This is a genomic window from Dysgonomonas mossii (assembly GCF_004569505.1).
In the GTDB taxonomy this organism is placed as follows: domain Bacteria; phylum Bacteroidota; class Bacteroidia; order Bacteroidales; family Dysgonomonadaceae; genus Dysgonomonas.
The window spans coordinates 122,677-139,084 of sequence record NZ_SPPK01000001.1 but is presented as its reverse complement, the minus strand read 5'-3'; the positions used below and the strand labels follow the sequence as shown (position 1 = coordinate 139,084).

The window sequence follows — 16,408 nt, the reverse complement described above, 5'->3', positions numbered from 1 at the left end:
AAAAGAAAATAGAAGCGCAAATATTTGCATATCTTTGTAAAATATAACCGCCCTGACAACCTCCCCCAATAAAAGATATATTATATTTGTTCTGCGATAAAAATAATAACTATGGTGTCAGTAAGATTCAATTTAAAGTATAAAGATAAAACTATTTCTCCTATATTCATGTGTGTGTACTATGGCGCATTTAGAAAAGCGATCAATAATACGACTGGAGAAGAGTATCGAAAAACTGTGTACTTGAAATATTATATAAGTGAGTCCGTAAAGGTTGAATTTTGGGAAAAATCCAAATGCAGAGTACGAGTGACGAATAAATACCCTGAAAATAGAGAAATAAACATTTTATTACAAAAGATTGAAGATAAGACAAAAGAAATAGTGCGTGATTTACGAATTAAGGGTGTAGAATTAAATAATGATTCAATAAAAGAGAAACTAGATGAAGTGTTTAAGGCATATAAAGATCAGACGAATAAATCAAACTCTAAAGATCTTATATCATTTATAGAATTTTTTATTGAAACGTCCAATAAGAAGCCGGGAACCAAAAAAAATTACAAAACAACCTTAAAAGCTTTAAGGGAATATGAAGAGAAAAAGAAAACTAAATTACTATTCGATAAAGTAGATATTGACTTTCATAATAGCTTTATACAGTTTCTTCAAGATAAGAAATTTGCACCGAATACTATAGGCACAAGAATAAGAGATATAAAAACATTTATGAACGAGTCCTATGAGAGAGGACTCCATAATAATTTAGACTTCAAAAAGAAGCTATTTACAAAACCGAAAGAGGATACTAAGGCTATTTACCTAACGGAGAAAGAACTAGATAAATTATATAAACATGATCTATCGAGAGATAGCCGACTTGAAAATGTGCGTGATTGGTTTTTAATAGCATCATATACCGGTCTCCGTTTTTCAGACTTCTCTCGCCTTACAAGAGATAATATTCAAAAAGAAAATATAGAGATATTAACACAAAAGACTCTCACTCCTGTAGTAATTCCATTACACACTTATGTCAAAGCAATATTAGAGAAGTATGACTATAATTTACCGAAAGTAATATCTAACCAGAAGTTTAATAAATATATAAAAGAAGTATGTATTGCGGCAAAGATAGACGACGTCGTTCTGGTTAATGAAACAAAAGGTGTTTTAAGGACTTCGAAGACCGAGAAAAAAGCCGACCTGGTATCAGCACATACCGCCCGCCGATCTTTCGCTACCAATGCATTTTTAGCAGGCGTACCACCCATTCAGATAATGAAGATAACGGGGCATAAAACGGAGAAAGCATTCATGACATATATAAAGATATCAGAGAGTGAGAATGCAAAGAAACTACAACTACATCCATTCTTTAATAGAATGATAGCAAAATAAAAAAAAGCGAGTGTTTTTAGCTCGCTTTTTTATTTATGAAATAGATTTGATTAGACCTTGTTTTATTTAAACAAAAACCTTAATAATAGTGGGTAAGACAGGTAGATCCTTTATTTTATTCAATATAACATATTCAGCATCTTGATAGTTCATGAAATAACATAGTCTTAAAAAATCTCTATAATTATCTGGCTTGTTCACGAAAATATAATTATTACCATCACCCGAAATTGTTAAATAGTTGCCTGTAAACAGATCCTGTACCATGTATTTTTCCATATTAGTATTTTATTTATTATTTAAAGTTACTTTGTTCGTAATATTTAAAGAAATAGTAAAAGCAAGCCTTTTGCCATTTTGTGAGCTCTCTTTGTTCGCCAATAGTCAGGCTAAGAGAAGACTTATCAATCCCCAAATGAGCGCATAAATCCTTTTGTTTGAGGTTAAGCTTTTCCATTTTTTTGACTATGGATTCAATGTTAATAGCCTCGATATCCCGCCTGTCAAAGTCAACAGCTGAGATCGTAAGTTTATACTTTTCAGGTATTTCGCCTTTAAACATATCTCTAACTCTTTCCTCTAACTCTTTTTTAGAAAGAAACGTATCATTGATAGCCTCTTTTTGCTCTACTCTTACAATGATTCTACTATTTGTTACGGATATAACTTCAACTATTATCCGTGCAAACTTTTTATATTGCAATGCAAACTCTTTAAGCCTGGCTTTTCTTTCGTCGTCTATTGGTAATAAATCTATACCTCTCATATTCCTGGTTGTACTTTTAATCTGATATAAAGACTCTGTAAAGATATCAATTGTTTTTATATTGCTATCTTTATTTAAAGCGATTAAGTCGGTAACTCTATGTAGATTATATTGATTTACGCATGAGATATTGCCATTGTCTTTCTGGAAATTATACCAATAACCATCAAAATCAAGATACCTAACATTTATAGACTCATCGCTATTTATTTGATATGAATATGATTTACCTTGTATTAATTCACTAGCATTCATAATTATAAGCATTAAAAGTTAATTTACTAATTACTGGAAGTAAGGAGGGGATTGCTCCCCTACCTTTTAAAGTTTGATTAATCGCAAGTTTGTTAAATCAAAGATTGCAATTTGTTCGTTTTCAATTCCTAGTCTTATAGCCTCTCGTTCGTCTTCTAAAATCTTTACACTGTCAAAATAAAATAAATTGTTATCCTCGTTTAGCCATCCGCCAACTACATTGCCGTGTCTTTTGGCGTGTTCGATAACGATCTCTAAACCATCAACGCCGAAACAATTTTGAGTTTCTTTGTAGGCAATCGAAAAGCCTTTTTCAACTTTTAAGAGTGTTGATAACTCGATTGTAAATCCGTCTGGATTCTCTTTTGCGATATCCATTATCGCATCGATTAAATATTTCATAGAACGTTTGATTTTTAAGCAGTCTTACCTGCGATTAGTAATTCATTAACTACACTACAAAGATAAATAAAAGTTTGCTTTGTGCAAACTTTTATTTAATTAATTTAATGTAAATATGCATTTTTGGCAGTTAGAATATTAAACTTTGTTATTTAGAAAGTATTCTAAATAAATTGACACTCTATTTAGAATACTTTCTAAATAATAATATTATATTTGTCTGTATAAAAGTTTGACTATGAAGGAGGATAGAGTGACTGTTAGATTAGATCAAGGTATACGTGATGAGCTAAAGGAGTTATGCCTTACACATGAAGTGAGTTTTTCGACTATGGTTAGAATATTGTTAAAGAGATCATTAAATGAAATCAAACGTACAGTTGTACCCGACACGGAGAAGACGTCATAGTGAAAAGCCATACTCATCAAGAGTAGCGGGTATTATAGCAAAGAACTATGACTCATTAAATAAGGATTTGAATAAAGGTAAATACGGAAGGTTTAGTTCTATGTCATTTGAAGATATATTCCATGAGGCTATTCTGTATGTTATCCAAGATAGAAAAGCTTTTGATCTATCGGAACAAGAACTATTAAAACATTTCAAATACAGATATAGAATGGTTCAATATCAGATAATACAGGAGTCAAAGCTTGAAAGATTGGTAGATGTTACGCCAGATAATATCATGAGTGCAAGATATGCCGACAATATATAAGCCACAGAGGCGACAAGAGAATAAGGGTAACAGCTATGACTCTGATAGGCGCAAGATCTATAATTCAGAGAAGTGGAGACGCCTAAGAGCATGGAAATTAACATGTGATCCGCTGTGTGAGGAGTGCTTAAAAGTGGGTAAGATTGTCAAAGCTGAAGATATCCATCATAAGGTATCATTCATGAGTACAGAGGACATTCAAGAAAGGATACGTTTAGCTTACGATTTCGATAACCTTCAAAGCTTATGTAAGAAGTGTCACCAAAAGAAACATAATTAAAGAATATATATTGTTCATATTATATTTGAAATTCATATTTATTTTCGTTAGGGTTCGTCGTGAGACGAGCCCTTTCGTTTTTAGTTATGTTTATCTCCTCCCTACCGAATTTATCAAATTAATATTTCAATAGCAACTATTTTTAAGAATATGGTTGCATTTGCAACCATGTGGTAGGGGTATGGGTCTTTTTTTTGAAGGAATCGACCTCCGAAACCTCACCCCAAACGACTTCACACACACGGTATTTTTTTGAAAATTTGGAATTGTTAAAATATTATGTCAGACAAAATAAAGGTTTAACTAAAAAACATGTTGTGTTATGGCTGTAAAATTTAGAATACCCAAAAACGTAAGTCCCGAAACTTCCAAGTTCATAAGAGATGTTTTAAAGGAGTTGAATAATAAAGGGACTATACAGGACATAGATCTGGGAGCATTAAATATGCTGACGGTTAGTTATGAGATGTATTTTCAAGCAGGAGCAAAATTATTAAAGGATGGCCCCCTGACTAAAAATAAATATGGGGATATAATTCCACATCCGGCGCAAACTATAGCTACAAAAAACTATGCACAAGTAATGAAGATCATGACAGAATACGGATTGACTATAAAATCTCGTACAAGCATGAAAACAGTAAGTACGGAAGGACAAGAAAAAAGTTCATTGGATAAGTTCTTTGATGGTAAGAAATGAGTTATATAAAATATGCACAAGATGTATTATCCGGGGAAATAGTCGCAGGCGAATATATTAAATTAGCCTGCGAACGTTTCTTTGAGCTCATGGAGAAAGACGAATATGAGTTCAGGGAAGACAAGGTGCATGAAGTTTTAAGATTCTTTCAACATTTAACTCACTTCAAAGGAAAACATTCAGGCAAACCTTTTATTCTTGAACCCTGGCAGGAGTTTATTATAGCCAGTATATACGGATTTTATATAAAAGAGGATGGGAGCAGGTTAGTGCAAACAGCCTATGTAGAGGTTTCCAGAAAAAACGGAAAGTCAGCAATAGGTGCGGGAATAGGGCTAAACGGACTAATAAATGATGACGAAAACGGAGCTGAGGTGTATTTTGCTGCTAACTCGAAAGATCAGGTAAAAATATCAGCCTGGCCCTTATGTTCTAATTTCGCAGAAAAACTAGATCCAAAAGGAAAGCACTTAACCGTATTACGTGACACAATAAAGTTTGACAAGACTCTTTCCTGGTTAAAGGTTCTAGCCTCAGACTCCACAAAACTAGATGGTCCGAACCCTTCAACATTTATTTTGGATGAGTATCATGCCGCTAAAAATAATAGTATGAAAGCTGTTTTGGAATCGGGGCAAGGTATGCGTGATAATCCTTTAGCATTAATTATCACGACAGCCGGATTCGATAAGCTAGGCCCTTGTTACCAATTACGAACTACAGGTACGGAAATATTAAAGAAGTTGAAAGACGACGATTCTTTTTTTGTAGCAATATACAGTCTGGATCATGGGGATGATTGGAAAGACGAGAAAGTATGGTTGAAGAGCAATCCAAATTTGGGTATAACAGTTAAGCCAAATTACATAAAAAAGGAAATCACAAAAGCAATAAATACTCCATCGGATGAGGTAAACGTAAAAACAAAGAATCTAAACATCTGGTGTGATGCGGAGACTGTATGGATACCGGAACATTATATTCTGAATGCGAGTAAAGATGTGAAATTAGAAGACTTTAAAGGGATGGAAGCATATGGGGGCGTTGACTTATCTTCTACAAGCGACTTGACATCATCGGCATTTCTTATACCCACACAAGACGCTTTTTATGTAAAAATACATTACTATCTACCACAAGCAGCATTACAGGAGAAGAGATTTAAAGAATTATACTCCGACTGGAAAAGACGAGGATTAATAACTATAACGCCTGGTAATGTTGTAGACTATGATTACATACTTAACGATATAATGGATGTCAACAAAATGCTATATCTGAAAGCTATCGGTTATGACTCATGGAATGCAACACAATTTGTAATAAATGCAACTGACTGCGGGTTGCCTATGGAACCTGTAAGTCAAACAATAGGAAACTTTAACCGCCCGACGAAAGAAATGGAACGCTTAATACTAAAGGGTTCCATGATCGTAGACAATAATGAGATAAATCGTCATTGTTTTCGAAACGTAGTTATGGCTAGAGACAGAAATGGAAACACAAAGCCATCTAAGCAGTTTGAAGAAAAGAAAATAGACGGTGTTATCTCTTCACTTATGGCTTTGGGGGTATATCTAAATTCTCCGAGATATTCAGCTACATTCTAATTGTCAGACAAAAAAAAGGTTTAATCAAAAAGAATAGTATGAAAATATTCGGAATTGAAATACGTAAGGCACTAAAAAGAGAAATAAGCGAGGTTACTGCCTCCGGATATACAGGGAACTCTTTATTCCTGGGTAGCAGGGAGAATGCCATGTTGTTAAGCACAGTGTATCGTTGTGTCGATGTGATATCGGATGCTGTGGCACAGCTGCCGCTCGAAACATTTAGCATAGATTCAGACGGATTCAAGCGTCCATATATCGATCATCCTGTATATTCTTTGTTGAATGAGGAACCAAACGAAGATATGACGAGGTTTACTTTCTTTAAAACGATGGTAGCCTCAGTTATACTAAGAGGTAATGCGTATGCTTATATAGAGAGAGATAGCAGGGGTAACGCTATACAATTGATATACCTTCAAACACATCAAGTAAATATAGTCTGGATACTGGATAACTCCGGAATAAAGAGAAAAAGATATCAAGTTGTAGGATTTAAGGAGCTTGTTGAACCTAAAGACATGTTGCATTTCTTAAATTTCTCGTATGATGGCATTGTGGGCGTCTCAACGTTGACTCATGCTAGACAAACGCTAGGCATTGCGACGGATTCGGAGGCTCATGCAGCGGGATTTTTTAAAGGAGGGGGTAACGCAGCAGGTATTTTGACAATAGATGGAGCTCGCGTAAATGCAGAACAAAAGAATCAAAACTATGAAGAGTGGAAAAGACGTACTGACCCAACAACCGGATCTCCTAATGGTATTGTTATTCTGGAAGGAAATATGAAGTATCAAACGTTAACCATAAATCCGAAAGATGCGCAATTATTAGAATCGAGGCAGTTTAATGTTGTGGATATATGCAGATTCTTCTCGGTTTCCCCGGTTAAAGCTTTTGATTTAAGGGAGGCGAACTATTCAACGGTAGAAGCCACACAGTTAGCATTCTTGACAGATACAGCTGCACCGATTCTAACGAAAATAGAATTGGAGTTAAATAGAAAATTATTTAAAAAATCGGAAAAAGGAAGGGTAAAATCTGAATTCAATACTTCAGGTTTCCTACGGGCCGACAAATCAGCACAAGGAACTTACCTAAACCAGATGTTCCAAATCGGAGCTATGACGCCAAATGAGATTAGAAGAGAAAATAATCTCCCTAAAGTTGAATATGGGGATAATGCTTTTGTGCAGGTAAATATTCAGCCTTTAGAGAAAGCAATAAAAACAAATCCATCTGAAGTAGAGAAAAATATAAAGAAATAGGGATTTGTCAGACAAAAAAAAGGTTTAGTAATAAAACCCTTATTGAAATGAAAATAAGTAAAGTCGAAAAGATGATGCTAGCAATGGTTGATATTGATAAATATACAACATTTCATTGCATAAGTCATGGGGTATTTCAGGAAAGAAACGATGTAATAACAGAAATGTGCCCATACTGTAAAGGCAGGTGCTCTAAAGTGCAAAATGTAGCTGAATTGAAAGAAAAATACTCAAAAGAACTAGGTATAAACTGATATGGAAGATAATAAAAGAGAAGTAAGAAGTACGAGTTATCAGGTTGTTTCCGATGAGGAAAAACGTACCGTTGAGGGTTACGCTCTACTCTTCGATACTCCGAGTACAGGGCTTGGATTTGTAGAAGTGATTGAGCGGGGTGCGTTGGATGGAGTGATTGAAAAAAGTGACGTTATAGCTTATCTCAATCATTACGAGAATAGAGGGATATTAGCCCGCTGTAAGCAGGGAAAAGGGTCTATGGATCTTTCTGTTGATGAAATAGGGCTAAAATATAGATTCGAAGCCCCCAAAACTGCACTAGGTGATGAGTTGCTTGAAAATCTTAGACGTGGGGAGATAGATACAAGCTCATTTGCGTTTACAGCAGCTAAAGATCGATGGGAAAAGCTATCTGATGGAACATGGAAGAGATCTATAAGCAAGATAGAAAAAATATACGATGTGTCTCCGGTATACAATGCTGCATATTCTGCTACATCGGTATATCTGAGAGGCAAAGATCAAGCTGAGGAAGAATTACGCCATCAACAGGAACAAGCCATGAAAGAATACTGGCAAAACTTAGAAAATCAATTAAATATTTAAAATCATGGGTAAAGAAAAGAGTACAACCGATTTAAAAGACGAAAGATCAGGTCTAATAACAAGAGGTAAATCACTTGTTGCACAAGCAAAAGCAGAATCTAGAGGATTTACAGATGTAGAGCAAAGAGAATATAACGAGATCCAAATGGATATTCGTTCTATCGACATGGACTTGCGTGAAAAAGAATTAGAAAACAGAGCCGCCGGAACTCCTCACGAACAGCCGACTAATGAAAAATTCTCTCTAAGGAGAGCGATCCTAGCCCAGGTTGACAAAACAGAGCAAAGAGGTTCGGAAGCTAGTGTAATGGAAGAGGCTAAAAGCCTTCATTGTAGAGCAGGATTGCAGACTCCTAGGGGGATAATTGTTCCTTTAGAAATGAGGGCGGCATATACAGCCGGAACTGAGTCTCCAAAAAGGGTTGTTGTCGACAACGAACAACAGGAACTATTACTCCCACTGGAATCAAATCTAGTATTAGCACAAGCAGGAGTACGTATGCTTACAGGATTAGTCGGCGATATATCCTGGCCGTCCCATTCAGGAGTTAATGTATACTGGGAGGGCGAAAATGATGAAGCTCAAGATGGGGCCGGTACTTTTTCGGCAGGCACTGTATTTAAGCCTAACAGGCTAACAGCAGTAGTGGATATTTCTAAACAGCTTTTAATTCAAGAGAATCGCTCAATAGAGGGTATAGTACGTAGCCTATTAGCGCAAGCTTTAGCCCAAAAAGTGGAAGCCACAGCTCTTAGTAAAGCAGCTGCAACGGCAAATGTTCCTAATGGATTGTTTCAAGGAGATGTTCAATCTCTTGGTGCGATGAGTTGGCCGAATGTAGTGCAATTGGAAACAGAAGCTGATCTGAAAAATGCATTATTTGGGAATCTGGCATATATACTTCATCCTTCATTGGTTGGAGCTGCAAAAACCAAAGTAAAAGACACATCGGGTGCAGGAGGTTTCATTTTTGGAAATGAAGGTGTTGGTATGCTGAATGGATACCGTGCTCTTAGGACAAATAATATGCCTAAAGAACTAGGAGATAACGAAGACGAATTTGGAGCTGTTTTCGGAAACTGGGCTCACTTCTTCCTAGGTCAATGGGGAGCATTGGATATAATCACAGATCCTTACACACAAGCAGGTAAAGCAATGGTACGTATCATTGTTAACTCCTATTGGAATATGGGTAAGATCCGGGGCGAGTCATTCTCTGTAGCGTCCATGAAGTAATAATCATTACAAGCTTTGATATGTCGTATATAGACCTTAAAACCGCAAAAAAGCATCTGATAATTGAAGACGACTTTACAGATGATGATGAGTATATCGCTATGCTTATCGAAGTTGCCGAAAAAACAGTATCGGAAGAAATTTGCGAGGACTTAAAGGATTTAGAAGACGAGGGAGGTAAAATCCCCCCTCCTCTTCTCTATGCGATATGTTTACAAATAGGCGATTATTATGCGCATAGGGAAACGATAAACTTCGGCCCATCGATGAATCTGATACCTGTTTACAAACGTCTTATAGGATTATACAGAAATTACTCAAAATGAGAGCGGGATTATTACGGGATATACTGGAGTTTCAGGAATGTGAAAACATAAAGTCTCCATCGGGTGCTGTCAGTAAAGGTAATTGGGTGAAAAAACTGACAGCGAGAGCATCAAAAAGGCGTCTAACGGCCATTGTAGACAAAGATGGAGTGAACGCATCCGAAAAATTTATAGGTAACATTCTTGTCTTTCAGGTAAGGTATAACCCGAAAATAAACACCAAACAACGTGTAATATATAACGGCGAAAAGTACTCGATACAGCTACTTGACAGACCTGTATATGATCTAAATACATATTTCATCACTTTAAGAAAGATAAATGATTGAAGTAAAAGTAATAGATAGGGAAGCTATCACGTATCTGGTTAATGGCCTGGAAGACTTTGAGAAGGATAAGGCCATTAAAGACGGCTTAAAAGCGGGTGGTAACGTAATACAGTCGGGTGGGAAAAGACGGCTTAGATCGGCAATGAAAAAGCCCGGAGGTGTAACCGGTAATCTACTGAGAAGTTTCCATGTGAGACCGAAACGATTTAAACTTGGAGTATTAGTCGGATTTCGGAGGAGCAATAAGAACATGGTTATAGGAGGGGGCAATCATGCACATCTTGTGGATATGGGTACAGGTAAACGATACTGGAAGACAAGAGGGCGAAAATATGTAGGGGTAATGCCTGCAAATAGATTCTGGAGTGATACGGAATCACAAGACGGAAATCAGGCTATTAACGAAGTGTATTCAGGAGTCGAGAGAGCAGTTGATAAAATAAAAAATAGAAGATAATGGGGCCGGCTGAAAGTAAATTTAAAGCAACGACTATCATGCGATCTCTATTGCTTGAAGATGATAGAATCACAGAAATGCTCTCTGATAAAATATTCCCTTTGGTAGCTGAGGATAACACGGAGGGAGATTTCGTAATATATAGAAGAGACGAATACTCAAGAGAATATGATAAGATGTCTATTTCTTCTCAGATATGTAGAGTTTTCTTCAATGTAATATCAGAGGACTATGACAGATCGCAACATCTTGCATTTCTATTAGATGATAGACTGTCGGGCTATTGGGAAGATCACGAACTAAATATAAAACTAGTAGACTCAGAAGAGGAGTTTGAAGCGGGAAAATATATACAAGTATTACTTTTTGAAATTGAATAAAATTAATTAATTATGGCAACAACACCAGTAAAACATGACGCAAATACGGATATAGTTAGAGGTCAGCTATTCTTGTTCCTTAACAATCTTCCTTTGGCATTTGCAAAATCAGCATCTATGCAACTTGCCGTTGCTGAAATAGACGCATCTAACAAAATGATGGGAGATTGGGATGTACCTTTCCCTGGAAATAAAAGTTTTACACTATCCAGTGAATCTCTTTTATCAAAGGCAGAGGGACAGCTAAGCTATGCAGCTATGTTGGATATGGTAATTAGTGGAGAACCAGTTGATTTCTACTTTGGAGAAGCAAAGAAGACCGAAGCCACAACCACAGGTGGAAAGTATGAACCGGATTTAACTAAAAAGCACTATACAGGAAAAGCTATGTTTACCCAACTAGACCTACAATCCAGTAACGGGGAGTTAGCATCATGCAGCGCATCCCTTAAAGGAGTGGGAGCACTTACACCTGTAGAGGGAGTTCCTGCCGGAGGATAAGTGAAAATATTGTTTGAACGGGGCGGTCTGTCTTTGGATGGCCCGCCTTTTTTGTATCCGAGAAAAAATAATTATAAAGTATGATTGGTTTTAGAAAATTGACAGGACGGTTAATAGGGTTCTTTCTTCTGTTATTTAGAGGAAAGAAAAGAGTAAGACTATCCGTCAAAGCAATGATAAGATGGGAGCAGCTAAATGATAAGCCGTTCTCTTCACTCAATTACAGCAACGAGAACGATATAATATCACTGCTGTATGTTTGCGGAACTATGAATACGACATTAGATCAATATAAAGCAGCTGTCAATAAGAAAGAGCTGCTATTCTGTATATCAGATTTCGCCAAACAAATATCGATTTCCTCGCAATTCAAACAAAAAACAAAACCTGCAAAAGGCAATACCACGCCTAAAGAGGACAATACACAACAAAGTAATGAAGTGTATGTAAAAGATATAGTATCGGTTATTATTATGCGAGGATTGGATGTGAATTACGCCCTTAATGAAATGGATATATGCGATCTATCGATATTCATAGATGCATACGAGAATATAACGAGGGAGAAACTAGAAACCGAAAGACTATGGACGTATATTTCTATATCCCCACATCTGAGCAAGTCGATACCGTCTCCGAGAAACCTTGTAGCATTCTCATGGGAGCAAGAAGACATGAAACTATCTGCCGAAAAAGCACTGGAAGAGGGAAAAGAAGATTTTGAAAGATTTATGAATAGCGGAGATTCACTATTAAAACAATAATCGAGCATGAAAAAGTTGTCATTTAGCATAGCGATAAATTTACTAACCGAGCAATTTAAAAAAGGTACAGACTCGGTAAAAGGCTATCTCCGATCTATACAGATGCAGATAATAACGTTTGCAGCTGCTTTAGGTCTTGGAGGTGCGGGGTTGATGGGTTTGATATCCCGCCTGAAAGATGTAGCCAGGGAGACAAGCCGGGCGTTAACATCATTGCGAAACGTATCTGCTAGCACAAGCCAATATGCTGACAATCTAAGATTCTTAAATAACCTTGCTAAGCAATACGGTATCGAGATAAATACACTCGTATCGAACTATGCAAAATTTAAGGCCGCCGGAGACTCAGTTGGGATGTCTCTTTTAAATCAAAGAAAAATATTTGAATCGGTATCTAGGGCCTCTGTAGCATACGGGATGAGTGCAGAGGATACAAATCTAACATTCTTAGCCATTACCCAGATGATGAGTAAGGGCAAGATATCATCTGAGGAGTTAAGACGACAGCTAGGTGAACGACTACCTATAGCAATGGCAGCAATGGCAAAGGCGGCGGGCGTTCCTATCAACAAGCTTGACGACCTATTGAAAAAAGGGAAGTTGTTAAGTGCCGATGTGCTGCCTAAGTTTGCCGATGCCCTTAATGAAATGATCCCGAATGTAAATACAGATAACATCGAGACATCATTGAATAGATTAAGTAATGTCTTCAATAAATTCACAGCGGCTACAGGTTTCGGGGAAAAATACAAAGTAGCAATCGATGGTCTTTCGGGCCTTGTAGAGAAAGCGACTAATAATATAAGAAATATAATTGTAGGGATAGTTGCAGCAATTGTATTTGTTGTCATGGCGGGGTTAACCAAAATATGGCAGGGATATCAGCTAACGGGCGATCAGATAATAGCAAGCTCACAGGCGGCAAATGCGAAAATGGCAGCCGCAACGGCAGCCAGAGTAGAGGCTGAGATAGCACTTGAAAAAGCAAAGTCGGCCGCATTCTTTGCAACCGACAAACAGAGGTTACAGGCATCGAAGGACGTCGCAAAAGCGGAAACTACACTAAGATCGAGAGTAGCAGCTGAGGCAAAGGCAATAGAGGCAGCTAAACTTGCGGATGCAAAAGCATCTGCAATCAAGACAAGTGGTTTTTGGGCAACTACCGGAGCGATGATTAAAGGTACTTTCCAAAAGGTAGGTGCTGCCCTAAAATCAATGTGGAATGCTTATGCTCCGGCAATTGTAATATCTGCAATTGTTGCGATTATTGGGTATTTTAAAAACATGTATGACGAGGCTAATCGAATAAAAAATATATTCCATGAGTACAAAAAAGAAGCTGAAAGTGTCGGGAATACGCAGGAAGTGAAAATGCTTCAAGCGCAGTTGGCTATAATGAATGACAAAACAAGAAGCCAAAAAGAAATAAATGCAGCTCAAGCGACATTACAAAAAATGCTGGGAAAAGAAAAACTTTCCCAAGAAGATATAAACAAAGAGGTTGCCAAACGGATAGAATTACTCAAAGAAGCTGCACGTGCAGACTATTTTGCAAATAAGGCGGTTGAGGTAGAAAATAAGATACAAGGTAAAGCTAGTGATGTGGGAATATCTGATGAAGAATTAACCATTCTTGCTAGATACAAAGGTTCTTCTACTAAAAACGGTCAAGAAAATTATTGGGAACGTTTAAACAAAGCAGCTGGAATTACTAGTAAAAATGTAACGTTTGACCAAGTAGGCAGACGAAAAAAAATAATGGAAGCGGTGAATGAAACCGTAGAAGATTTAAAAGTTCTTGATGATGCAAATAAAAGACTCGAAAACGCTGCAACCAGAGGTAATGAACTAACCACTACTACCCCCACAGGTAATCCTGACAGCAAAACTGCCGATAAGATAGCAGAAGCCAAGCGTAAACTCGATGAGGCTGATCGACAACGCCAGATAGATAAAATAGCATTCGATAACGAGATGGCTCAAAGATCTATCGATAATAAAGAGGATGGGTTTATAAAAGAGTTTGCTCAGCTGGCGCAAAACCATGAAAAAGAAATTCAAGAGATAAAGGATTTTGAGAAGAATAAGGAGAAGGCCCAGCGAGAAGAGATTAAAAATAAATATATAGTTAAGAATGGAAATGCCAAACCAAGCGAGTTCGATCCATACTTCTCTACTCTACAAAAAAATGGGTTTAAGGATAAAAACGGTGTATCTGTTTTGCCGGAAGGGTTACGCCCTGAAGATATCGCCAATCAGGTAAAACAACTGACAGATGCAGCCGACGCCGCATATACAGCCGGAGAAAGAAAATTAAACAGAGATTTAGTGACATTCAGGGATGAGGAAAGGTTACGTTTTGCTTCTGATTTGGATAAGCAACTCTATGAAGTTAGTAAATATTATGCGGAGCGTCGCCGTATTGCCTTAGAGAATAAGAAGGATATAACCCTGATTAATGAAAATGAGGAGAAAGAGACAAGAGCAGTAGTATTGCAATCGTTAGGAAAACAGCTTGAATTTGAGATGCAATATAACCAGAAAGCGATGGATCTGGTTAATGATCGGTACGCTTTTGAGTCTGATAAAAGAATAGCCTCCATTAAACAGCAGATAGCCGATCAACAAAAAATAGTAGATAAAGACCAAAAACTTGCAAATCTACTTCCTGGTAATGAGGAACTAGCTAATAATCTGAAAGAATCTAAGTTACAACTTGCTTTATTTAATAAAGAACTCGATCGTACAAAAACGCAAAAGTTTGCAGAGCTCGCAAATACGGCTGCTGAGATTGCATCAGAATTGAGGGGCGCATTAGGTGACTTTGGTGTAAAACTATCAGATGATACAAATAAAGCTCTCGATGGGTTTGAATCGATATTAAAAGGTGCGGGAGATTTAGCTGAAGGGATAGCCACAAAAAACCCTGCTAAGATAATATCAGGAGCCATAGAGCAGACAAAAGGGTATTTTAATGCCATATCCGGAATAATGGGATCGGCGGACTATTCAGGGTATGACAAGTTGAAAGCCAAATATGAGAACCTGTTGGAGATATGGAACGAGCTCATAGATAAAAAAAGACAATACCTTACACAATCTACAGCGAATGAGGTTAACAGGGTAGAGAAAGAGACGTTAAGCTTGATAAATAAACAGGCCGATGCCATCAAAAAACTAGCTCAAGCCAGACTTGATGCGGGTAAAAGTGCGGGAAGTCACTCCCTCTGGTATCGGATGTGGAAGGGTTCGTATAAGTTTGATGGAAAAAACTGGCAGGATGTAGCCGGGAGTATATCCAAAGAGCTAGGCGTATCATTCAAAGGTATGGGTGATATGTTGAACATGTCAGCTGACCAACTGCAATGGATTAAAGGAAATTACTCCGGGCTTTGGGCTGTCATGGATGGCGATTTCAGAGGTTATCTTGAACAGCTAATCACATACGGAGATCAGGCGAAAGAAGTTATAGCACAAGCTAACGAGGTGGCTACGGGAGTATCGTTTGACAGTCTAAAAGATTCCTTCTTAAACACATTATCCGATATGGATAGTAACGCAAAGGATTTTGCAGACGATTTTGCGGGATATCTACAAAAGGCAATATTAAAAGCTCAATTGGATGATATTATTAATAATGATTTAAAGGATTGGTATTCTTCTTTTGCGAAATACAGTAAGAGTGATGGAATAGACACTAAAGAATATGATATATTAAAGAAAGAATGGGATCAAATAGTAAATAATGCCCTATCGGAAAGGGACAAATTAAAAGATTTATTCGGATGGCAATCCGGTAGTTTTTCGCAAGACTCATCTCGTGGTAGTTATGAGTCAATAACACAGGATCAGGCGGGAGCTATTGATGGTAGGTTGACAGGACTACTGGAGGTGGGATTAGACCTGAAGGGGCTAGGGGAAAGAATGGAGTCTCTTTTATCGGGGATATCCCTAAAAACAAGTAATACGTTTGTTCAGAATGCTTCAATAAATGCAGAGCTTGTGAAACAAACGGAACTACTAAATGAAATAAACCAGACTCAAAGAGGTAGCTATTTCTTTCTGGAAGAGCTAAAGGATGGTATTTCAAAATTAAATGGTGTTACCGCCGACAAATTATCATCAATAGAAAAAAATACAAAGGAGTTGAAAAGGAATTAAAGAGATAAA

Annotated in this window: 18 protein-coding genes; 16 read left to right on the top strand and 2 right to left on the bottom strand. The window is 37.2% G+C overall.

The features are described from left to right. Nucleotides 1-111: 111 nt before the first annotated feature. Nucleotides 112-1,401 carry a site-specific integrase gene (locus E4T88_RS00690; RefSeq protein ID WP_135103583.1) on the top strand — a complete coding sequence of 430 codons (1,290 nt, stop codon included), beginning with the start codon at nt 112-114 and terminating at the stop codon, nt 1,399-1,401. A gap of 295 nt (nt 1,402-1,696) precedes the next feature. On the opposite strand, the gene E4T88_RS18205 is transcribed toward E4T88_RS00690, so the two are convergent. Together E4T88_RS18205 and E4T88_RS00680 are read right to left on the bottom strand one after the other, a co-directional pair. Then, nucleotides 1,697-2,422 (bottom strand): hypothetical protein, encoded by a 726-nt coding sequence (locus tag E4T88_RS18205; protein ID WP_228093645.1) that lies wholly within the window; start codon nt 2,420-2,422, stop codon nt 1,697-1,699. Between the two features lie 66 nt (nt 2,423-2,488). Then, on the bottom strand, nt 2,489-2,824 hold the full coding sequence (locus E4T88_RS00680; RefSeq protein WP_135103582.1) for a hypothetical protein: 336 nt from the start codon (nt 2,822-2,824) through the stop codon (nt 2,489-2,491). 362 nt (nt 2,825-3,186) lie between these two features. Here E4T88_RS00680 and E4T88_RS00675 point away from each other — a divergent pair, with 362 nt between their 5' ends. The 15 genes from E4T88_RS00675 (at nt 3,187) to E4T88_RS00605 (ending at nt 16,399) form a co-directional block, all read left to right on the top strand. After that, nucleotides 3,187-3,543, top strand: a complete 357-nt coding sequence (locus E4T88_RS00675; protein WP_135103581.1) for a hypothetical protein — start codon at nt 3,187-3,189, stop codon at nt 3,541-3,543. After that, nucleotides 3,527-3,823, top strand: a complete 297-nt coding sequence (locus E4T88_RS00670; protein ID WP_135103580.1) for an HNH endonuclease signature motif containing protein — start codon at nt 3,527-3,529, stop codon at nt 3,821-3,823. The genes E4T88_RS00675 and E4T88_RS00670 overlap by 17 nt, the downstream gene beginning before the upstream one ends. A gap of 322 nt (nt 3,824-4,145) precedes the next feature. Further along, the gene (locus E4T88_RS00665; RefSeq protein ID WP_135103579.1) at nt 4,146-4,523 is read left to right on the top strand and encodes a phage terminase small subunit P27 family; all 378 of its coding nucleotides are present in this window, start codon (nt 4,146-4,148) and stop codon (nt 4,521-4,523) included. Further along, complete coding sequence (locus E4T88_RS00660) at nt 4,520-6,133, top strand: terminase large subunit (protein ID WP_135103578.1); 1,614 nt, start codon at nt 4,520-4,522, stop codon at nt 6,131-6,133. The genes E4T88_RS00665 and E4T88_RS00660 overlap by 4 nt, the downstream gene beginning before the upstream one ends. A gap of 38 nt (nt 6,134-6,171) precedes the next feature. Beyond that, nucleotides 6,172-7,401 (top strand): phage portal protein, encoded by a 1,230-nt coding sequence (locus tag E4T88_RS00655; RefSeq protein WP_135103577.1) that lies wholly within the window; start codon nt 6,172-6,174, stop codon nt 7,399-7,401. A gap of 47 nt (nt 7,402-7,448) precedes the next feature. Continuing rightward, on the top strand, nt 7,449-7,655 hold the full coding sequence (locus tag E4T88_RS00650; RefSeq protein WP_135103576.1) for a hypothetical protein: 207 nt from the start codon (nt 7,449-7,451) through the stop codon (nt 7,653-7,655). A 1-nt stretch (nt 7,656) separates the two neighbouring features. Further along, nucleotides 7,657-8,244, top strand: a complete 588-nt coding sequence (locus E4T88_RS00645) for an HK97 family phage prohead protease (RefSeq protein ID WP_135103575.1) — start codon at nt 7,657-7,659, stop codon at nt 8,242-8,244. 4 nt (nt 8,245-8,248) lie between these two features. Then, nucleotides 8,249-9,481, top strand: coding sequence for a phage major capsid protein (locus E4T88_RS00640; RefSeq protein ID WP_135103574.1), 1,233 nt, complete (start codon nt 8,249-8,251; stop codon nt 9,479-9,481). A gap of 20 nt (nt 9,482-9,501) precedes the next feature. After that, nucleotides 9,502-9,807, top strand: coding sequence for a head-tail connector protein (locus E4T88_RS00635; protein ID WP_135103573.1), 306 nt, complete (start codon nt 9,502-9,504; stop codon nt 9,805-9,807). After that, nucleotides 9,804-10,136: a phage head closure protein gene (locus E4T88_RS00630; RefSeq protein ID WP_135103572.1), complete on the top strand. Its 333-nt coding sequence runs from the start codon at nt 9,804-9,806 to the stop codon at nt 10,134-10,136. Before E4T88_RS00635 ends, E4T88_RS00630 begins: the two co-directional genes overlap by 4 nt. Continuing rightward, entirely contained in the window at nt 10,129-10,593 is a 465-nt protein-coding gene (locus tag E4T88_RS00625; RefSeq protein ID WP_135103571.1) for an HK97 gp10 family phage protein, read from the top strand. Before E4T88_RS00630 ends, E4T88_RS00625 begins: the two co-directional genes overlap by 8 nt. Next, nucleotides 10,593-10,973, top strand: coding sequence for a DUF3168 domain-containing protein (locus tag E4T88_RS00620; protein WP_135103570.1), 381 nt, complete (start codon nt 10,593-10,595; stop codon nt 10,971-10,973). Before E4T88_RS00625 ends, E4T88_RS00620 begins: the two co-directional genes overlap by 1 nt. 12 nt (nt 10,974-10,985) lie before the next feature. Beyond that, a complete protein-coding gene (locus E4T88_RS00615) occupies nt 10,986-11,474 on the top strand; it encodes a hypothetical protein (protein ID WP_135103569.1) in 489 nt (162 codons plus the stop codon). An 80-nt stretch (nt 11,475-11,554) separates the two neighbouring features. Beyond that, entirely contained in the window at nt 11,555-12,238 is a 684-nt protein-coding gene (locus tag E4T88_RS00610) for a hypothetical protein (RefSeq protein ID WP_135103567.1), read from the top strand. Nucleotides 12,239-12,244: 6 nt separating this feature from the next. Continuing rightward, nucleotides 12,245-16,399 (top strand): tape measure protein, encoded by a 4,155-nt coding sequence (locus E4T88_RS00605; RefSeq protein ID WP_135103565.1) that lies wholly within the window; start codon nt 12,245-12,247, stop codon nt 16,397-16,399. Nucleotides 16,400-16,408 lie beyond the last annotated feature (9 nt).